12 protein-coding genes and 1 riboswitch are annotated in these 14,699 nt (G+C 72.9%); of the genes, 5 read left to right on the forward strand and 7 right to left on the reverse strand.

Features of this window, described 5'->3' with window-relative positions; all coding sequences use genetic code 11:
• Positions 1–22: 22 nt before the first annotated feature.
• The 5 genes from thiD to KKR01S_RS09120 all read right to left on the reverse strand — a co-directional run bounded on the left by thiD (position 23) and on the right by KKR01S_RS09120 (position 5,026).
• Complete coding sequence (thiD, locus tag KKR01S_RS09100) at positions 23–937, reverse strand: bifunctional hydroxymethylpyrimidine kinase/phosphomethylpyrimidine kinase (protein WP_061225832.1); 915 nt, start codon at positions 935–937, stop codon at positions 23–25.
• The gene (thiE, locus tag KKR01S_RS09105; protein ID WP_061225833.1) at positions 934–1,659 is read right to left on the reverse strand and encodes a thiamine phosphate synthase; all 726 of its coding nucleotides are present in this window, start codon (positions 1,657–1,659) and stop codon (positions 934–936) included. Before thiE ends, thiD begins: the two co-directional genes overlap by 4 nt.
• Positions 1,656–2,783: a hydroxyethylthiazole kinase gene (gene thiM, locus KKR01S_RS09110; RefSeq protein ID WP_081101676.1), complete on the reverse strand. Its 1,128-nt coding sequence runs from the start codon at positions 2,781–2,783 to the stop codon at positions 1,656–1,658. Before thiM ends, thiE begins: the two co-directional genes overlap by 4 nt.
• Positions 2,774–2,869, reverse strand: a riboswitch (TPP riboswitch). Its footprint overlaps the gene before it by 10 nt.
• A gap of 1,085 nt (positions 2,870–3,954) precedes the next feature.
• Complete coding sequence (locus KKR01S_RS09115; protein ID WP_061225834.1) at positions 3,955–4,398, reverse strand: DoxX family protein; 444 nt, start codon at positions 4,396–4,398, stop codon at positions 3,955–3,957.
• Positions 4,399–4,465: 67 nt separating this feature from the next.
• Positions 4,466–5,026 (reverse strand): MarR family winged helix-turn-helix transcriptional regulator, encoded by a 561-nt coding sequence (locus tag KKR01S_RS09120; protein WP_058731611.1) that lies wholly within the window; start codon positions 5,024–5,026, stop codon positions 4,466–4,468.
• A 271-nt stretch (positions 5,027–5,297) separates the two neighbouring features.
• On the opposite strand from KKR01S_RS09120, the gene nhaA reads away from it, so the two are divergent.
• From nhaA to KKR01S_RS09140, 4 genes are all read left to right on the forward strand, one after another.
• On the forward strand, positions 5,298–6,551 hold the full coding sequence (nhaA, locus tag KKR01S_RS09125; RefSeq protein ID WP_058743535.1) for a Na+/H+ antiporter NhaA: 1,254 nt from the start codon (positions 5,298–5,300) through the stop codon (positions 6,549–6,551).
• Positions 6,552–6,767: 216 nt separating this feature from the next.
• The gene (locus KKR01S_RS09130; RefSeq protein WP_058730938.1) at positions 6,768–7,940 is read left to right on the forward strand and encodes an alpha/beta hydrolase; all 1,173 of its coding nucleotides are present in this window, start codon (positions 6,768–6,770) and stop codon (positions 7,938–7,940) included.
• Positions 7,941–8,023: 83 nt separating this feature from the next.
• Positions 8,024–11,359, forward strand: coding sequence for a bifunctional lysylphosphatidylglycerol synthetase/lysine--tRNA ligase LysX (gene lysX, locus KKR01S_RS09135; RefSeq protein WP_081101677.1), 3,336 nt, complete (start codon positions 8,024–8,026; stop codon positions 11,357–11,359).
• Positions 11,356–12,069: a hypothetical protein gene (locus tag KKR01S_RS09140; protein ID WP_058730937.1), complete on the forward strand. Its 714-nt coding sequence runs from the start codon at positions 11,356–11,358 to the stop codon at positions 12,067–12,069. The genes lysX and KKR01S_RS09140 overlap by 4 nt, the downstream gene beginning before the upstream one ends.
• A 63-nt stretch (positions 12,070–12,132) precedes the next feature.
• On the opposite strand, the gene KKR01S_RS09145 is transcribed toward KKR01S_RS09140, so the two are convergent.
• Together KKR01S_RS09145 and KKR01S_RS09150 are read right to left on the reverse strand one after the other, a co-directional pair.
• Positions 12,133–13,728, reverse strand: coding sequence for a Na+/H+ antiporter (locus tag KKR01S_RS09145; protein ID WP_058730936.1), 1,596 nt, complete (start codon positions 13,726–13,728; stop codon positions 12,133–12,135).
• A gap of 153 nt (positions 13,729–13,881) precedes the next feature.
• Complete coding sequence (locus KKR01S_RS09150) at positions 13,882–14,121, reverse strand: hypothetical protein (RefSeq protein WP_217995745.1); 240 nt, start codon at positions 14,119–14,121, stop codon at positions 13,882–13,884.
• A 102-nt stretch (positions 14,122–14,223) separates the two neighbouring features.
• Here KKR01S_RS09150 and KKR01S_RS09155 point away from each other — a divergent pair, with 102 nt between their 5' ends.
• Positions 14,224–14,694, forward strand: coding sequence for a MarR family winged helix-turn-helix transcriptional regulator (locus tag KKR01S_RS09155; protein WP_311197652.1), 471 nt, complete (start codon positions 14,224–14,226; stop codon positions 14,692–14,694).
• Positions 14,695–14,699: the final 5 nt, after the last annotated feature.

A 14,699-nucleotide genomic window follows, 5' to 3' on the forward strand; every position in this document is an offset into this window, starting at 1 on the left:
CCCCCGGTGAGCCGCGCCGCGCTCAGCGCAGCACCTGCGAGAGGTGGTCCACCGGCCCGTGCCCCGCCTGGGGTGTGCGGGAGAGCCGCCAGGCGGCGCCGTCGTGCAGGGCCCGGGAGAGGAACCGCTTCCCCTCCCGCACGGCCTCCACCAGCTGGGCGTCCCCCAGGGCCGGCCGACCCGCTGCCGCCTCGCCCGATGCCGCCCGGGCCGCGTGGGCCGCGATCGCGGAGGACAGCGTGCACCCCGTCCCATGGGTGTTGCGCGTCGGCACCCGCGGGGCCGACAGCTCCACGGTCCGCGCCGGGGCCCCGGACTCGTCGCGCACCGCCAGCACGTCCACGGCCCGACCCTCCGACGCCGCGTCGTCGTCCAGGTGCCCGCCCTTGAGCAGCGCCATCCGCGGCCCCAGCTCCAGCAGGGCCAGCGCCTGCTCCCGCATCCCCGCGAGATCATCGGCCGCGGGGGCCTCCCCCGCCCCGCCGCCCAGCAGGCGCGCGGCCTCCGGGAGGTTGGGGGTGATCACGTCCGCCAGCGGCACCAGCAGCTCCCGCAGCGCCGCCTCGGCCTCCTCGGCCAGCAGGGGATCGCCGCTGGTGGCGACCATCACCGGATCCACCACCAGCGTCCCCAGCTGCGTCCGACGCCGCCGGAACAGCTGCGCCAGCGCCTCCACCACCTCGGCCTGCCCCAGCATCCCGGTCTTCACGGCATCCACCGGGAGGTCATCCAGCACGGCCTCGACCTGGCTGACCGCGAAGTCCGCCGGCACCGGGTGGACCCCGCGCACCCCCGTCGTGTTCTGGCTGGTCAGGGCCGTCATCGCCGCCGTGCCGTACACCCCGAGCGCGTGGAAGGTCTTCAGATCCGCCTGGATCCCGGCCCCGCCGGAGGGATCGGAGCCGGCCACGCTCAGGGCCACCGCCGGGCGCCTCACGACGCCGCTCCCTCGCTCCGCGCGGCCGGGGCGGCGCTGCCCGCCGCGGCCAGCACGCCCTCGTCCACCGCGGCGGCCCGCAGCTCTCGAGCCGCAGCCCGGGGGTTCTCCGACGCCGCGATCGCCGAGACCACGCAGATCCCGTCCACCCCGGCCCCTCGCAGCAACGGCAGGCGATCCGCCCGGATCCCCCCGATGCCCACCGCGACCAGCCCCGCGGCCCGCGCCGGACCGGCCAGCGCGGCCAGGCCCTCCGGACCCAGGGGCGCTGCGGCGTCGGTCTTGGTGGGGGTCGCCCACACGGGGCCGATCCCCACCAGGTCCGCCACCCCGGACTCCGCCGCGGCGCGCACCTCCTCCGCGGTGGAGGCGGACACGCCCACCATCCGCTCCGGGCCCACGGCCCGGCGGGCCACCGCCAGGGAGGCGTCGGACTGCCCCACGTGCACGTGCAACCCCAAGCGCTCGGCCACCCCGACGCGGTCGTTGACCACCAGCGCGGCGGTGCGCCCCAGCGCGTCCTCCGCCCGGCGCACCGCGTCCCGGCAGGCGCGGGCCAGGGCGAGGAATGCGGCGTCGTCGGCGTGCTTATCCCGCACCTGCACGATCCCCGCACCCCCGGCCACGGCCTCGTACACCACGTGCGGCACCCGCTCCGGCCCGCCGCACAGGGCCGTGTCCGTGATGAAGTACAGCGCGGGGTCCACGCCCTCCGGGATCATGCCAGCTCCTCCATCCCCACCAGCTCGACGATGCCGGCGCCGTCCAGTGCGTGCAGCGCGTCCAGCCACGCGACGCGGAAGGAGCCCGGCCCCCTGGCCTCGCGACCGGCCAGGATCCCGGCCGCCCCCAGGTGGGCATGGGCGGCCAGCACGGCGTCGTGGGCATCGAGGCGAACGGGCGTCTCCCGGCCCGGCGCGGCGGCATCCGGGGACTGTGAGCCCTGAGAAGAGCCGGTCCCCGCCGAGGATCCTGCCTCCGACCGAGGTCCAGCGCCCATCTCCGGCCCGACCTCTGGCGAGGATCCGGCGTCCTGGCCGTCGGAGGCGGACTTCGCCTGCCCGCCGCCCGTGCCGGTCACCTCCCGAACGGCTCCCAGGTACGCGGCGACCACCGCGCCCAGCGCGCAGCCGGTGCCGATCACCAGGGGCATCAGCGGGTGCCCGCTGACCAGGCGGGTGACCCGGTGCGCGGAGACGATCAGGTCCCGCTCCCCGGACACGGCCACCACCGCGCCGATGCGCTCGGCCAGGGCGCGGGCCGCCTCCAGGGCGGACTCCACGGTGTCCGTGGCGTCCACCCCGCGGCCGCCCGCGCCCCTCCCGGCGAGAGCGGAAACCTCGCTGGCGTTGCCGCGGATCGCCGCCGGAGACAGCTCGAGGACCTCCCGGGCGAAGCCGGTGCGCGGTTCGAGCACGCCGACCGCCACCGGATCCAGCACCCACGGCACCCCGTGATCCCGGGCGCCGGCGATGCCGCGGCGGTAGGCCAGCAGGTTCTCGTCGGAGGGGTTGCCCACGTTGACCAGGACGCCGTCGGCCAGGCCCGCGAAGACGCCGGCCTCCTCCGGGTGGTCCACCATCGCCGGGGACGCGCCGACGGCCAGGAGCACGTCCGCGCTGATCTCCCGGACGACGGAGTTGGTCATGGCGTGGACCAGGGGGCCGCGAGCGCGCACGGCATCCACGGCCGCGGCCACGCGCGCGGGAAGGTCGGAGGCCGACGCCTCCCCGGCGGGGGCGGAGCCGGGGGTATCGGGGCCGCGGTGCGATGCGGCGTCGGGGGCTTGGGAGTTCGGGAGGTTCCGGGATTCCCGGGGGTCTCCGGACGTGGTGAAGTGCGTCATGGTGACGTCCCTTCGCTAGTGCTGGCTAGATCAGGTTCCAAGGGTCTGCTCTCAGCCGCCCACGGGCGGCACCCCTCGTCACGGGCTCCCCGCGCGGCGCCGGTGCGACGGCCGCAGGGGAGGTCAGGCCGCATCCTCGCGACCGACTCAGGCCTCACTGTAGTACGCATCACCGCGGAAGCGCCGCCGTGCGACATCGGGGGTGAGGGGGATGGGCCCGCCTCCGGCCGGGACGAAACGCTGGGATGAGCGGGGGCGGGCGGGATGAGTGGGGTGGGTGGGGATGGGGTGTCCACCGGGTTGTCCACAGGGGCTGTCCACACCCGTGGAGAACTCACACCGATGTGGTTCCCGACGACGCGCCCCTGCGGGCCCGTTCCACACCGATCCGGTCCCCTCATCCCCCGACATATCCCCACCTGTGGAAAACTCCGTGCACAACGGGTCGACGGCGGGCCGCCTCCGACGTCGGGGGTGTGGACGGCTGTGGATAACGGCGACGCAGCGCGGCATCCGATCAGCGGGAGGCGCGCGGCCGGGGATCGGGGCGTCACCGAGGGCGCGGCCCCCGAGCCACGGAACCCTCCTCGCCCCCAGACGTGCCCCCGGATCCCCGATCTTCCGCGGAATTCCGGGGGATGCCCCCGGTAGCCAGACGCCCTCGGAGCACCGAGATCCCCCAGAGAGACCCGGAGAACCCCGCCGGCCGAGCACCGGGCCCGCACCGGGCGCGCACCGCGGACGCGGGGGTGCGGGTATCCGATTCTCCACCGTCCCATCCACAGGCGCTGTGAAATGACAGCGGTGTGTTTCGTGCGAGGTGGGTCACCGTTCGAACACCCTTGCCGGGGCCGAGGGCCCGCAGCGGGCGGGGCGCGGCGGGCGCGGAAGACATGCGCGCATCGGCACTCGCAGACGTCTTCGAGTTGTTCACAATGTTGTACACACCTGTGGATAACCTTCTCCACCGGTGTGCACCGCGCCGCCGCCCGATGCTCGATATCCGATGTCGGGAGCGCAGCGTCGATGACGCCGATGACGGCGGACCGTTCTGACCCCAGACGCACCGCAGGGCGGCACCCCGATGCGAGGATCAGGGTGCCGCCCTGCGCGGCGGACGGAAGCGGCGGTCGGATGCGGCGGATTCGCTGCCCCGCCGGGGAGGGTCCGCTCAGGCCAGCAGGCTCGCCCCAGGACGGCCTTCGAAGGCCCCGGAGATCGCCAGGCGGCCCGGCCCGGTGAAGGCCAGCGCCAGCGCACCCAGGGCCAGGACCAGCACGAACTCGTAGCCGCCGTCGCTGGCGAAGAACCCGGCGGAGGCGTGGGCGAAGTAGATCGCGCCGAGCATCTCCAGGCCCAGCAGCAGCCCGGCCAGGCGGCTGAGCAGCCCCACGATCAGGGCGATGCCGCCGATGAACTCCAGGTAGGCGGCGAAGGCCGCGGACAGCTCGGCGGCAGGCACGCCCATCTGCGCGAAGTTCGCGGCGGTGCCGTCCACCGTCCACGTGTGGATCTTCTGCCAGCCGTGCATCAGGAAGACGATGCCGAGCACCACACGCAGCAGGAACAGCCCGAAGGAGGCGCGGAAAGTCGAGGTCTCGTTGCGGTAGCTCATAGTCGGCTACTTTACCGATCAATGAAATTTCCGCTAGGGGTTCGTCACAGAAGGCGACGTCGGGGCGTCACCTCTCGGCGTCGCCCCCCGGGCAGGCCTCCCCCAGGCGCGGATGCTGCCCGCGCTCCAGCTGCGCGTTGATCACCGCGGAGGGCTTCCCGCCCAGCAGTGCCTCGCCGATGCCGGCCAGCTGGGTCACCTGGCGGCGGGTCAGGTGGTTGAACACCGAGCGGCGCACCTGCTCGACGTGGCCGGGGGCCGCGGCCTCCAGGACCTCGCGCCCGACCGGCAGCAGGTGGCACAGGGTCACCCGACGGTCCACGGTGGAGGTGGAGCGGCGCACGAAGCCCTGCTCCTCCAGTCGCTTGACCACCCGGGAGAGCCGAGCCAGGCGGGTGGAGGTCTGCGCGGACAGATCGGACATGGACAGCCGCTGCTCCGGAGCCTCGGAGAGCATCGCCAGGACCATGTACTCCACGAAGCCCAGGCCGGAGTCCCGCTGCAGCTGGTTCTCCAGCTGACCGGGAAGCTGGAACATGATCGCGGACAGGCACAGCCAGGCGTCGCGCTCCTCGGGGCTGAGCCACCGGGGCTCCCGATCGCTGCCCTCACCCACGCCGGTGGCCATAGCGCCGCTCCCCTCTGCTCGTGATCCTCCGCTGCTGCGCGCCCCTCGATTATGCCCCAGCACCCGGACCCCGTCCCGCACGCCTCTCCCCGGGCACGACCCGCCCTCCCGCCGTCGGCCCTGGTCCACGCCCCCGAGATTCGGTAAGCTCGCTGGTCGGTGTGCCGGGAAGTCTGGTCGGCATGCGCGGACGTCTCCTGCGGCGCAGGGCGACCCCGCGCATCCTCGTCTCACCCGTCCCCAGCGGACGCCGACCGCGAAAGCGAGCACCATGACCGCCGACTCCCCGACGCCGCCCGCCCTCCTCTCCCGCCTCGGCTCCCTCCTGCGCAGCGAGGCCGCGGGCGGGGCGCTCCTGCTGCTGGCCACCCTGGCCGCGCTCATCCTGGCCAACTCCGGCCTCGCCCCGACCTACTTCGGCGTCCGGGATCACCATCTCGACGTCGACCTCGGGCCTCTGCCCCTGCACCTGTCCCTCGGGCACTGGGCCTCGGACGGGCTCCTGGCGGTGTTCTTCTTCCTCGTGGGCCTGGAGCTGAAGAAGGAGATCCTCGACGGGGACCTGCGGGATCCGGGCAAGGCCCTCGTGCCGGTCGCCGCGGCGGTCGGCGGGGTCATCGTACCCGCCCTGATCTTCCTCGGCGTCACCGCGATGATGCCGGACTCCCCCGCGGAGGCGGCCCGCGGCTGGGCCGTGCCCACCGCCACGGACATCGCCTTCGCGGTGGCCGTGCTCGCCGTCATCGGGCGGAACCTGCCCTCCGCGCTGCGGCTGTTCCTGCTGACCCTGGCCGTGGTGGATGACCTCCTGGCCATCACCATCATCGCCGTGTTCTACACGGAGCAGGTGCACCTGCTCTACCTGGGCCTGGCCGTGCTGCCGCTGCTGGCCTACGCCCTGCTCGCCCAGCGGTTGCAGGCCGTGTTCCTGCGCCGCGTGGGGGCCACCTGGCTGCTCCTGCTGCCCCTGGGCTTCCTCGTCTGGGCGCTGTTCGTCGGCTCCGGGATCCACGCGACCATCGCCGGGGTCCTGCTGGGCCTGTGCGTGCCGGTGCTGCCCGGGCGGCGCACCCCCGACGACGCCGGGCACAGCCTCGCCGAGGCCATGGAGCACCACCTGCGCCCCCTGTCCGCCGGGGTGTGCGTGCCCGTGTTCGCGTTCCTGTCCGCCGGGGTCGCGGTGGGCGGATGGTCCGGCTTCGCCGAGGCCGCCACCTCCCCCGCGGGCCTGGGCGTGGTGCTGGGGCTGGTGCTCGGCAAGGCCGTGGGCATCACCGGAGCCACCTGGCTGGTGACCCGCCTGCCCGGCACCCGCCTGGACCCGTCCCTGCGCTGGCTGGACGTGGTGGGGGTGTCCCTGCTGGCCGGCATCGGCTTCACCGTCTCCCTGCTGATCGCGGAGCTGGGCTTCGAGCCCGGCTCGGCCCTGAACGACGCCGCGAAGATCGGCATCCTCACCGGCTCCGCGGTGGCCGCCCTGGCCGGCGCCGCCGTCCTCGGCCCCCGCAGCCGGGCCCGCGCCTGACTGACCCTCCTCGCCTGACCCCCCCGCGCCGAATCATCGATTCCGACGAGAATCCGGCCGAAAATCCGTCGGAATCGATGACTCGGCGCGGAAGGGGCGGGCGGAGATAGAGGTTGAGGGGGCGTCTCGTGCGGGAAATTCCCATGAATCTCTCGTATCCTGCCCCTCGGGCCGCGCGCGTTCCGCCGGCCCTCGCACCACGGGGAGAGGATACGGGTGAAGGCCTTCGAGATCACCGGGTTGGGCTTCATCGGCACGCTGCTGGCGGTGACCGTCGTCGTCTTCCTCCTCGCCGTGTTCCTGCCGCCGCGGATGCGCCGGACCGGCTGGCTGCGCTACCTCGTGCAGGCCGTGAGCCTGGTGCTGGTGGCCGCACTCGCCCTGGCCAGCGTCGCGGCGCTGCTGAACCGGGACAACAACTGGTACACCAGCTGGGATGAGCTCACCGCGGGTCCCGCCCCCGCGGCCACCACCACCCACTACGGCGCGGTACCTGCGGCCGTGACCACCCCCGCGACCGTGCGCCAGACCCCCACCGAGCTGCAGTCCCACCCGGAGGACAACCCGCAGTTCGGGCACCTGCTGGACCGCGACGCCGAGGACGGGCAGTACCTCACCTTCCACTTCAAGGGCCCCGTCACCGGGCAGGCCAACGACCTCATGATCTGGCTGCCCGCCTCCTACCTCAGCCACCCGGACCGCTTCTACCCCGTGATCCTGGGCTTCACCGGCTTCCCCGGCTCCCCCGCGACCTACTCGAAATCCGTGGACTACGGGCAGATGATCGCCGACGCCGCGCAGAACCGCAGCATGCGCGAGGCGATCTTCGTGGTGCCCAACGTCTCCCCCGGCAGCTACGACAGCGAGTGCGTGGACGGGGACCGCCCCGTGCACGGGATGGGCACCCCCAAGGCGGAGAGCTACGTGACCCGGGACGTGGTGCCGTGGCTGCGCCAGAACCTGCGCACCATCGACGACCCCCGCGCCTGGTCCACCGAGGGCTACAGCGCCGGCGGCTGGTGCTCGGCCATGCTCACCCTGCGCCACCCGGACCTGTTCGGCACCGCCATGATCCAGTCCGGGTACTTCAGCCCCATCTACACCGGCGCGCAGCAGTGGACCGAGGCCCGGGACCCCAAGTACGACCTGGCCCGCATCGCCCGCGACGAGGCCCCCGACGTCGCGCTGTACTACTACTCCTCCACCGACGACACCCTCTCCTGGCCGGCCGCCGAGGCCTTCCGCCGCTCCGTGCGCGCACCCACCTCCCTGTCCGTGAACACCGTGCCCGTGGGCGGGCACCGGCTGGATGTGTGGCTGCCCGGGATGGAGCAGGGGCTGCAGTGGCTGGGCCGGACCAGCCCGTACTTCGCCCCCACTGCCACCTGAGCCGAACGCCCCCGCTCACCCACCGCACCGCCGCACCGCTCACCGCGGCCGATCCGCACCCGCCACCGAGGAGCCACACCGCCATGAAGACCCGCACCGTGAAGACAGCACCCGGGGAGCGCACGGCCCGCTGCCTGACGTGGATGTATGCGGGGGCCGTCATCGTCAACATCGCCCTGCTGATCGGCACCCCGCTGCGCGGCGGCTTCAGCTTCATCGAGTTCGCGGCCTACGTGCTGAACCTGCCCGTGGAGCGCAGCCTGATCGCCACGGTCGCCTCGATCGTCATCTTCTGGGCGCTGATGCGGCGCAAGCGGGCCGGGCTGTGGGCGGCCCTGTTCTTCCAGGTCGCCGGCTCCGCGCTGGCCCTGGTCTCCACGATCTCCCTGCCCTGGACCCTCGAGGAGGAGCCGCCCTCCGGGCTGTGGGTGGCCATCGGGGCGAACGCGATCAGCGTGATCATCGGCGTGGTGCTCACCGTGCTCCTGGTGCGGGCCCGGCGGGCCTTCCCCGCCCGCACCCTGCGCTCCTCCTACGGGATGGCCCTGGCCGTGCTCGGCGGCGGCTTCCTCCTCGCCCTGGTGGCCTCCTGGCTGGTGCTGCCGGTGAGCTCCTGGACGCACTTCGGCACCCTGATGCTGCGGGCCCTCGGGGTGAACACCGGGTGGGCCATCCACAGCCTGCCGCACGTGCAGCGCTGGCAGGTCCAGACCATCACCACCATCTACGGCGTCGTCGCGATCGCGGCGATCTGGGTGTTCCTGCGCTCCGGCAAGCCCGTGCACTCCTGGACCGAGGAGCGGGAGATGCACCTGCGCCGGCTGCTGCACGAATACGGCGGGCAGGACTCCCTGTCCTACTTCGCCACTCGGCGGGAGAAGTCCGTGATCTTCTCCCCGGACGGGCGGGCCGCCGTGGCCTACCGGGTGATCCGGTCGGTGTCCCTGGCCGCCGGAGACCCCATCGGGGATCCGGCCTCCTGGGACGCGGCGATCCGCGAGTGGAAGAAGGAGGCGCGCACCTACGGCTGGATCCCCGCCGTGATCAGCGCCTCCAAGGCCGGCGCCCCCGCATATGTTCGCACCGGCATGTCCGTGATCCCCCTGGGTGACGAGGCGATCATCCACCCGGAGCGCTTCTCCCTGAACAACACCTCCATGACGGAGATGCGCCACACCGTCGCCCGCCTGGAGCGGGCCGGGATGACGCTGCGCGTGCGCCGCCACGGGGACCTCAGCGACGAGGAGCTGCGCGCCGTCATCGAGCACACGGACTCCTGGCGCCACGGGGACACCGAGCGCGGCTTCTCCATGGCGCTGAGCCGCCTCGGCGATCCCGCGGATGCCCGCTGCCTGCTGGTCACCGCGCACACCGCCGACGGCGCCGCCGTCGGCCTGCTCTCCTTCGTCCCCTGGGGGGCCTCCGGGATCTCCCTGGACGTGATGCGCCGCTCCCCGGACTCCCCCAACGGCACCACCGAGTTCATGATCGCGAAGCTGCTGGGGGAGGCCGAGGAGCTGGGCATCACCCGCGTGTCCCTGAACTTCGCGATGTTCCGGGAGACCTTCGCCCGCTCCCACGAGTTCGGCGCCAGCGCCTGGACCCGCTTCAACTCCTCCGTGCTGGGGGTGCTGGACCGGTTCCTGCAGCTGGAGCGGCTGTACCAGTTCAACCAGCGCTTCCACCCCGAATGGGTCCCGCGCTACCTGTGCCTGGACTCCAAGCTGTCCACCGTCAACGTGGCCCTGGCCTCCGGGGTTGCGGAGGGCTTCCTGCCGCAGTGGCTGCTGCCCAAGACCCCCGCGCACCCCAGGCTGTCCCCGGAGAACCTCGCCGCCCTGCGGGAGCTGGAGCGTCAGCGCGTGGGCGCCGATGACCTCACCCCGGAGTGGAGCGACCAGACTCGCCACCGCATCGCGCACCTGGAGCAGATGCGCGCGGCCGGGTTGGAGCCCTACCCGAAGGGCGACGGTCAGGGCGTGAGCGTGTCCGCGCTGGCCCGGATGCTCGCGCAGGAGCCGGCGGGGACCACGGCCGCCGTCGTCGGGCGGATCCGGTCCATCCGCCGCCACGGCGGGGTGGCGTTCCTGGAGCTGACCGAGCACGGGCACACGATCCAGGCGATGCTGGAGCGCGCAGTGCTCGGCGAGGAGTCCCTGCGCCGGGTGCGCTGGGCGGACACCGGGGACCACGTGCTGATCCGCGGCAGGCTGGGCGCCTCCCGCACCGGCACCCCGTCCCTGCTGGCCGAGTCCTGGCGGATCCTGTCCAAGTGCCTGCATCCCATCCCCTTCGGCTCCTTCACGGACCCGGAGGCCCGGCTGCGCCGCCGCTCGGTGGACCTGATCGTCAACCCGGAGGAGTCCCGGCGCCTGCGCGTGCGAGCGCAGACCATCCGGGCGATCCGACGCACCCTGGATGCGGACGGCTTCCTGGAGGTGGAGACGCCGATGCTCAACACCGTGCACGGCGGCGCCTCCGCCCGGCCCTTCAAGACCTTCATCAACGCCTACGGGGTGGATCTAACCCTGCGCATCGCCCCGGAGCTGTACCTGAAGCGCCTGGTAGTCGGGGACATGGGCCCGGTGTACGAGCTGGGCCGGGACTTCCGCAACGAGGGGGCGGATGCCACCCACAACCCCGAGTTCACGGTGCTGGAGGCCTACCAGCCCTACGCCGACTACGACGCGATGCGCCTGCTGACCGAGCGGATCATCAAGAGCGCCGCGCGCGCGGTGTTCGACGCCGAGCAGCTGCCGCTGCGCCACGGGGAGCACCCCAAGGATCCGAGCACCCCGGCCGTGCTCACCGACGTCTCCGGCGAGTGGCCCGTGGTCAGCGTGCTGGATGCGGTCTCCGCGGCCGTGGGCCGTCGCATCGACCTGGACACGGACTTCGAGGTGCTGATGCGCCTGGCCGCCGAGCACGAGATCCACGTCCGGGACGACATGGGCCCGGGCGCGGTGATCGAGGAGCTGTACGGCGAGCTGGTGGAGGCCAAGACGGTGCGCCCGACCTTCTACCGCGACTTCCCGGTGGAGACCTCGCCGCTGGCCGGCCCGCACCGCAGCATCCCCGGGCTGGCCGAGCGGTGGGACCTGGTGATCAACGGCACCGAGATGGGCACCGCCTACTCGGAGATGGCCGACGCCCTGGAGCAGCGCCGCCGCCTGACCGAGCAGTCTCTCAAGGCCGCCGCCGGAAACCCGGAGGCGATGCAGATCGACGAGGACTTCCTGGCCGCCCTGGAGACGGGCCTGCCGCCCACGGGCGGGCTGGGCATCGGCATCGACCGGCTGATCATGATGCTCACCGACGCCCCGATCCGCGGGGTGCTGGCCTTCCCGTTCGTACGCCCGGCCCCCGGGGCCCGCCCCGCCGGGCGCACCGCCGGCGCCGAGTCCGTCAGCTCGGCATGAGCATCCCGGCGTACCTCGCCGCCTGCGCGGGCCTGGCCCTGGGCGGCTTCGATCCGGGGCCCCTGCTGATCGCCGCGGTGTTCATGGCCGCCCGCACAACCCCCGACGCCGCCCGGGCCGTGCGCCGGTCCGTGTTCGGCTTCGGCGCGGTGCTCATCGGCGGGACCATCGCCTGGGGGATCGCGCTGTCCCTGGTGTTCGGGAGGTCCCTGGCGGACATCCCGTGGGGGCACTGGCTGCGCGCCGGGGCGGGGGCCGCCGGCGTCGAGCTGCTCCTGGGCCTGGTGGCCCTGGGCTGGGCTGGCTGGGCGTGGCGGCGCCGGAACCGCCCACCGCGCCCGGAGCGCAACCGCAGCTCCTGGGGGCTGCTGGCGGTGGCCGTGGGCTTCGTGGCGATCGTGACCACGGACCCCCCGTTCATCGTGGCCGTGGGGCTGTCCGGGGATCAGCCGCTGTGGGCCGTGATCGCGGGGCAGATCATCTGGGCGGTGGTCTCCCAGGCGCCGCTGTTCGTGCTGTGCCTGGCGGTGCTGGCCAACCGGCACCGCGCCGTCGCCCGCACGGTGGGCGGCTGGTGGGAGCGCTTCCGCCCGGTGCTCAACGTGCTCCTGCCCCTGGGGGTCGGGCTGCTGGGTCTGGTGCTGATCTCCGACGCCGCGGAGTACTTCGCCCTGGGTCGCTTCCTCATCGACCCCCGCGGGGTGCTGTAGCCGACGACGCCGGCCCGGCCCACTCCCGTCCGGGCGGCCCGCTCCCGCCGGCCCCGTCGGCCCCTACTCGATCTCGGCGGGGCCGGTCAGGCGCAGCTCCTCCATGTCCAGGCGCTGCATGATCTCGGACAGGGCCTCGTCATCCAGCAGGCCCTCGTCGCGCTGGCGCACCATCGCGGCCCGTTTGTGCCGCAGCACGCCCAGCTGCATGCGCCGCTGCTGCCGGCGCCGTTCCTCCAGCACCTCCCGCGCCTCCGGGTCCCCCGCGGATTCCTCCCATGGGCGGCGGATCTGCTCGTAACGACGCTGGAACTCCCCGAGCACCTCATCGGAGATCCCATTCTGACGGGCCAGCTCCGGCAGCACCGCGAGCAGCTCCCGGTGCGTGCGGATCCAGGCCCGCTCGGTCGCGCCCCCGGCGTCGTCGTCCTCCGGCTGGTCCCGCACGGCCCAGCGCACCGCCACCGGGAACACCACCCCCTGCACCACCAGGGACAGCACGACGACGCCGGCCACCACCAGCACGATCAGATCCCGAGAGGGGAAGGCGGAGCCGTCGGCGAGGGTCAGGGGCACGGACAGACCCACCGCCAGAGACACGGCCCCGCGGAACCCCGCCAGCACGTTGACCACCCGCTCCGGGAAGGTGGTGCGCATGGTCCGCTGGATGGGGCGGCGGTCCAGCAGCCGGATCAGCCCGATGGACACGTGCAGGAAGACGAAGCGAGCCGCCACGGTGGTCGCGTACACGGCGAGGATCACCCCCAGCGCATGCCACAGCCCATCCGAGCGCAGGCCGCCCACCGCGGAGGGCAGCTGCGCGCCGACGAGCACGAACAGGGCGCCGTTGATGAGGAAGGTGATCATCGACCAGAACGGATTGGCGATCTGGCGGGACCGGGCGGAGAAGTGTCGCGGGGCGATCTGGGAGAAGTAGAGCCCGCACACCACGACGGCGAGCACCCCGGAGGCCTCCACGGCTTCGGCCGCGAGGTAGGCGAGGAACGGGGTCAGCAGCATGAGCACGTTGATGTACACGGGCACCGTCATGCGCCGGGCCACCTGCCCGATCAGCCAGCCCACGGCCAGTCCGATCGCGGTTCCGCCGAGGAAGGAGACGGCGAACATCCCGCTGGCGTGACCCCAGGTGATGTGACCCTCCCCGCTGGCCACCTCCACGGCCAGGGCGAAGACCACCAGGGCGGTGCCGTCGTTGATCAGCGATTCGGCCTTGAGCACGGTGGTGGCCCGGCGGGACAGGCCGCGACCCAGCACGGACACGGCGGTGGCGTCCGTCGGGGCCACCGCGGCGCCGATCAGCCAGGCGGTGCCCCAGCTGAGTCCGCAGGCGCGAGCGACGAGCGCGACCGCGGCGGCGGTGAACACCACGAGCAGGGTCCCGTTGAGGATCACCCCCCGCAGGACCCGTCGGATCTCGCGCACCGAGGTGTTCAGGGAGTCCCAGTACAGCAGGATCGGCAGGAACACCACCAGCACGATCTCCGCGGGCAGCCCCACCTGGCGCAGCGATGGGATGAGGTTCATGGCCACCCCGAACACCATGAGCACGATGGGTGGGGCCAGGCGCACGCGCGTGGCCGTCATCTGCCCCAGCAGGATCGCCACTCCCAAGGCGATGACGATCTCCACTCCCAGCACGGCGGCCTCCCCACGATCGGTGTGCGAGCCCGCGCCTGGCGCGCGGGACGCTATGACTCTAGAGGAAGGATCGCCCGTGCGGGTGGGAGCAGCCTCGGGGCTCGGACGCGGCCTTCCGCTCCGGCCTTCCCCTCAGGGCTCGCTCGGTCCGCTTCAGCTCCCGCCGGCCCCGCGGGTCTCCTTCCACCGCCGGTGCAGCTCCCGGCGGCGCTCATACTCGCGCTGGGTGCGCAGCTGGGGGTCGCTGCTGGAGCTGCCCTGGGCCGGGCCCACCACATGCAGCAGCAGCCAGAGGATGCGGTTGCCCAGCCGGAATCCCCAGCCGAAGGAGTCGTTGCCGGTGGGCTTGTCCATGAGGTCCTCCTCGTCTCGCGTCTCGATGCCCTCGCGCATCGATTCCCACCCAGGGTACACCAATCATTGGTGCCCCAATCATTGGTGCGGGGTGCGCTGGTCTAGCATGGGTGCCGCGACCGGAAGAGCGGGAGGAGCGCCGTGGACAGCGAGCAGGAGATGACGCCGGGGGATCCGCTCGCCCTGGAGAGCCAGGTCTGCTTCGCCCTGGCCCTGGCCTCCCGCAGCGTCATCGCCGCCTACCGCCCCGTGCTGGCGCCGCTGAACCTCACCCACCCGCAGTACCTGGTGATGCTGGCCCTGTGGGAGCACGAGCGGATGAACCAGAAGACGCTGGCGGGGATGCTGGGGATGGATCCGGGCACCCTCTCCCCGCTGGTGCGCCGCCTGGAGCAGATCGGCTACGTGCACCGGCAGCGGGACCCGGAGGACGAGCGCTCCGTGCTGCTGGGCCTCACCGACGCGGGACGGAAGCTGCGCGAGCAGGCCGAGGAGATCCCGGAGCGGATGATGCGCCGGCTGGACCTGTCCCTGGCAGACGTCCGGCAGCTGCACCGCAGCATGACCCGGCTGATCGCCGCGGCCCGTCGGGCTCCCGACGAGGAGACCTGAGGCGC

The sequence above is a fragment of the Rothia kristinae NBRC 15354 genome (genome assembly GCF_001570865.1).
GTDB lineage: Bacteria > Actinomycetota > Actinomycetes > Actinomycetales > Micrococcaceae > Rothia > Rothia kristinae.

Coding starts and splice junctions, on each gene's coding strand:
- thiE (WP_061225833.1), bottom strand. CDS start 1,659: ATGATCCCGGAGGGCGTGGACCCCGCGCTGTACTTCATCACGGACACG.
- thiM (WP_081101676.1), bottom strand. CDS start 2,783: ATGACGCACTTCACCACGTCCGGAGACCCCCGGGAATCCCGGAACCTC.
- KKR01S_RS09120 (WP_058731611.1), bottom strand. CDS start 5,026: ATGGCCACCGGCGTGGGTGAGGGCAGCGATCGGGAGCCCCGGTGGCTC.
- KKR01S_RS09150 (WP_217995745.1), bottom strand. CDS start 14,121: ATGCGCGAGGGCATCGAGACGCGAGACGAGGAGGACCTCATGGACAAG.
- nhaA (WP_058743535.1), top strand. CDS start 5,298: ATGACCGCCGACTCCCCGACGCCGCCCGCCCTCCTCTCCCGCCTCGGC.
- KKR01S_RS09140 (WP_058730937.1), top strand. CDS start 11,356: ATGAGCATCCCGGCGTACCTCGCCGCCTGCGCGGGCCTGGCCCTGGGC.
- lysX (WP_081101677.1), top strand. CDS start 8,024: ATGAAGACCCGCACCGTGAAGACAGCACCCGGGGAGCGCACGGCCCGC.
- KKR01S_RS09115 (WP_061225834.1), bottom strand. CDS start 4,398: ATGAGCTACCGCAACGAGACCTCGACTTTCCGCGCCTCCTTCGGGCTG.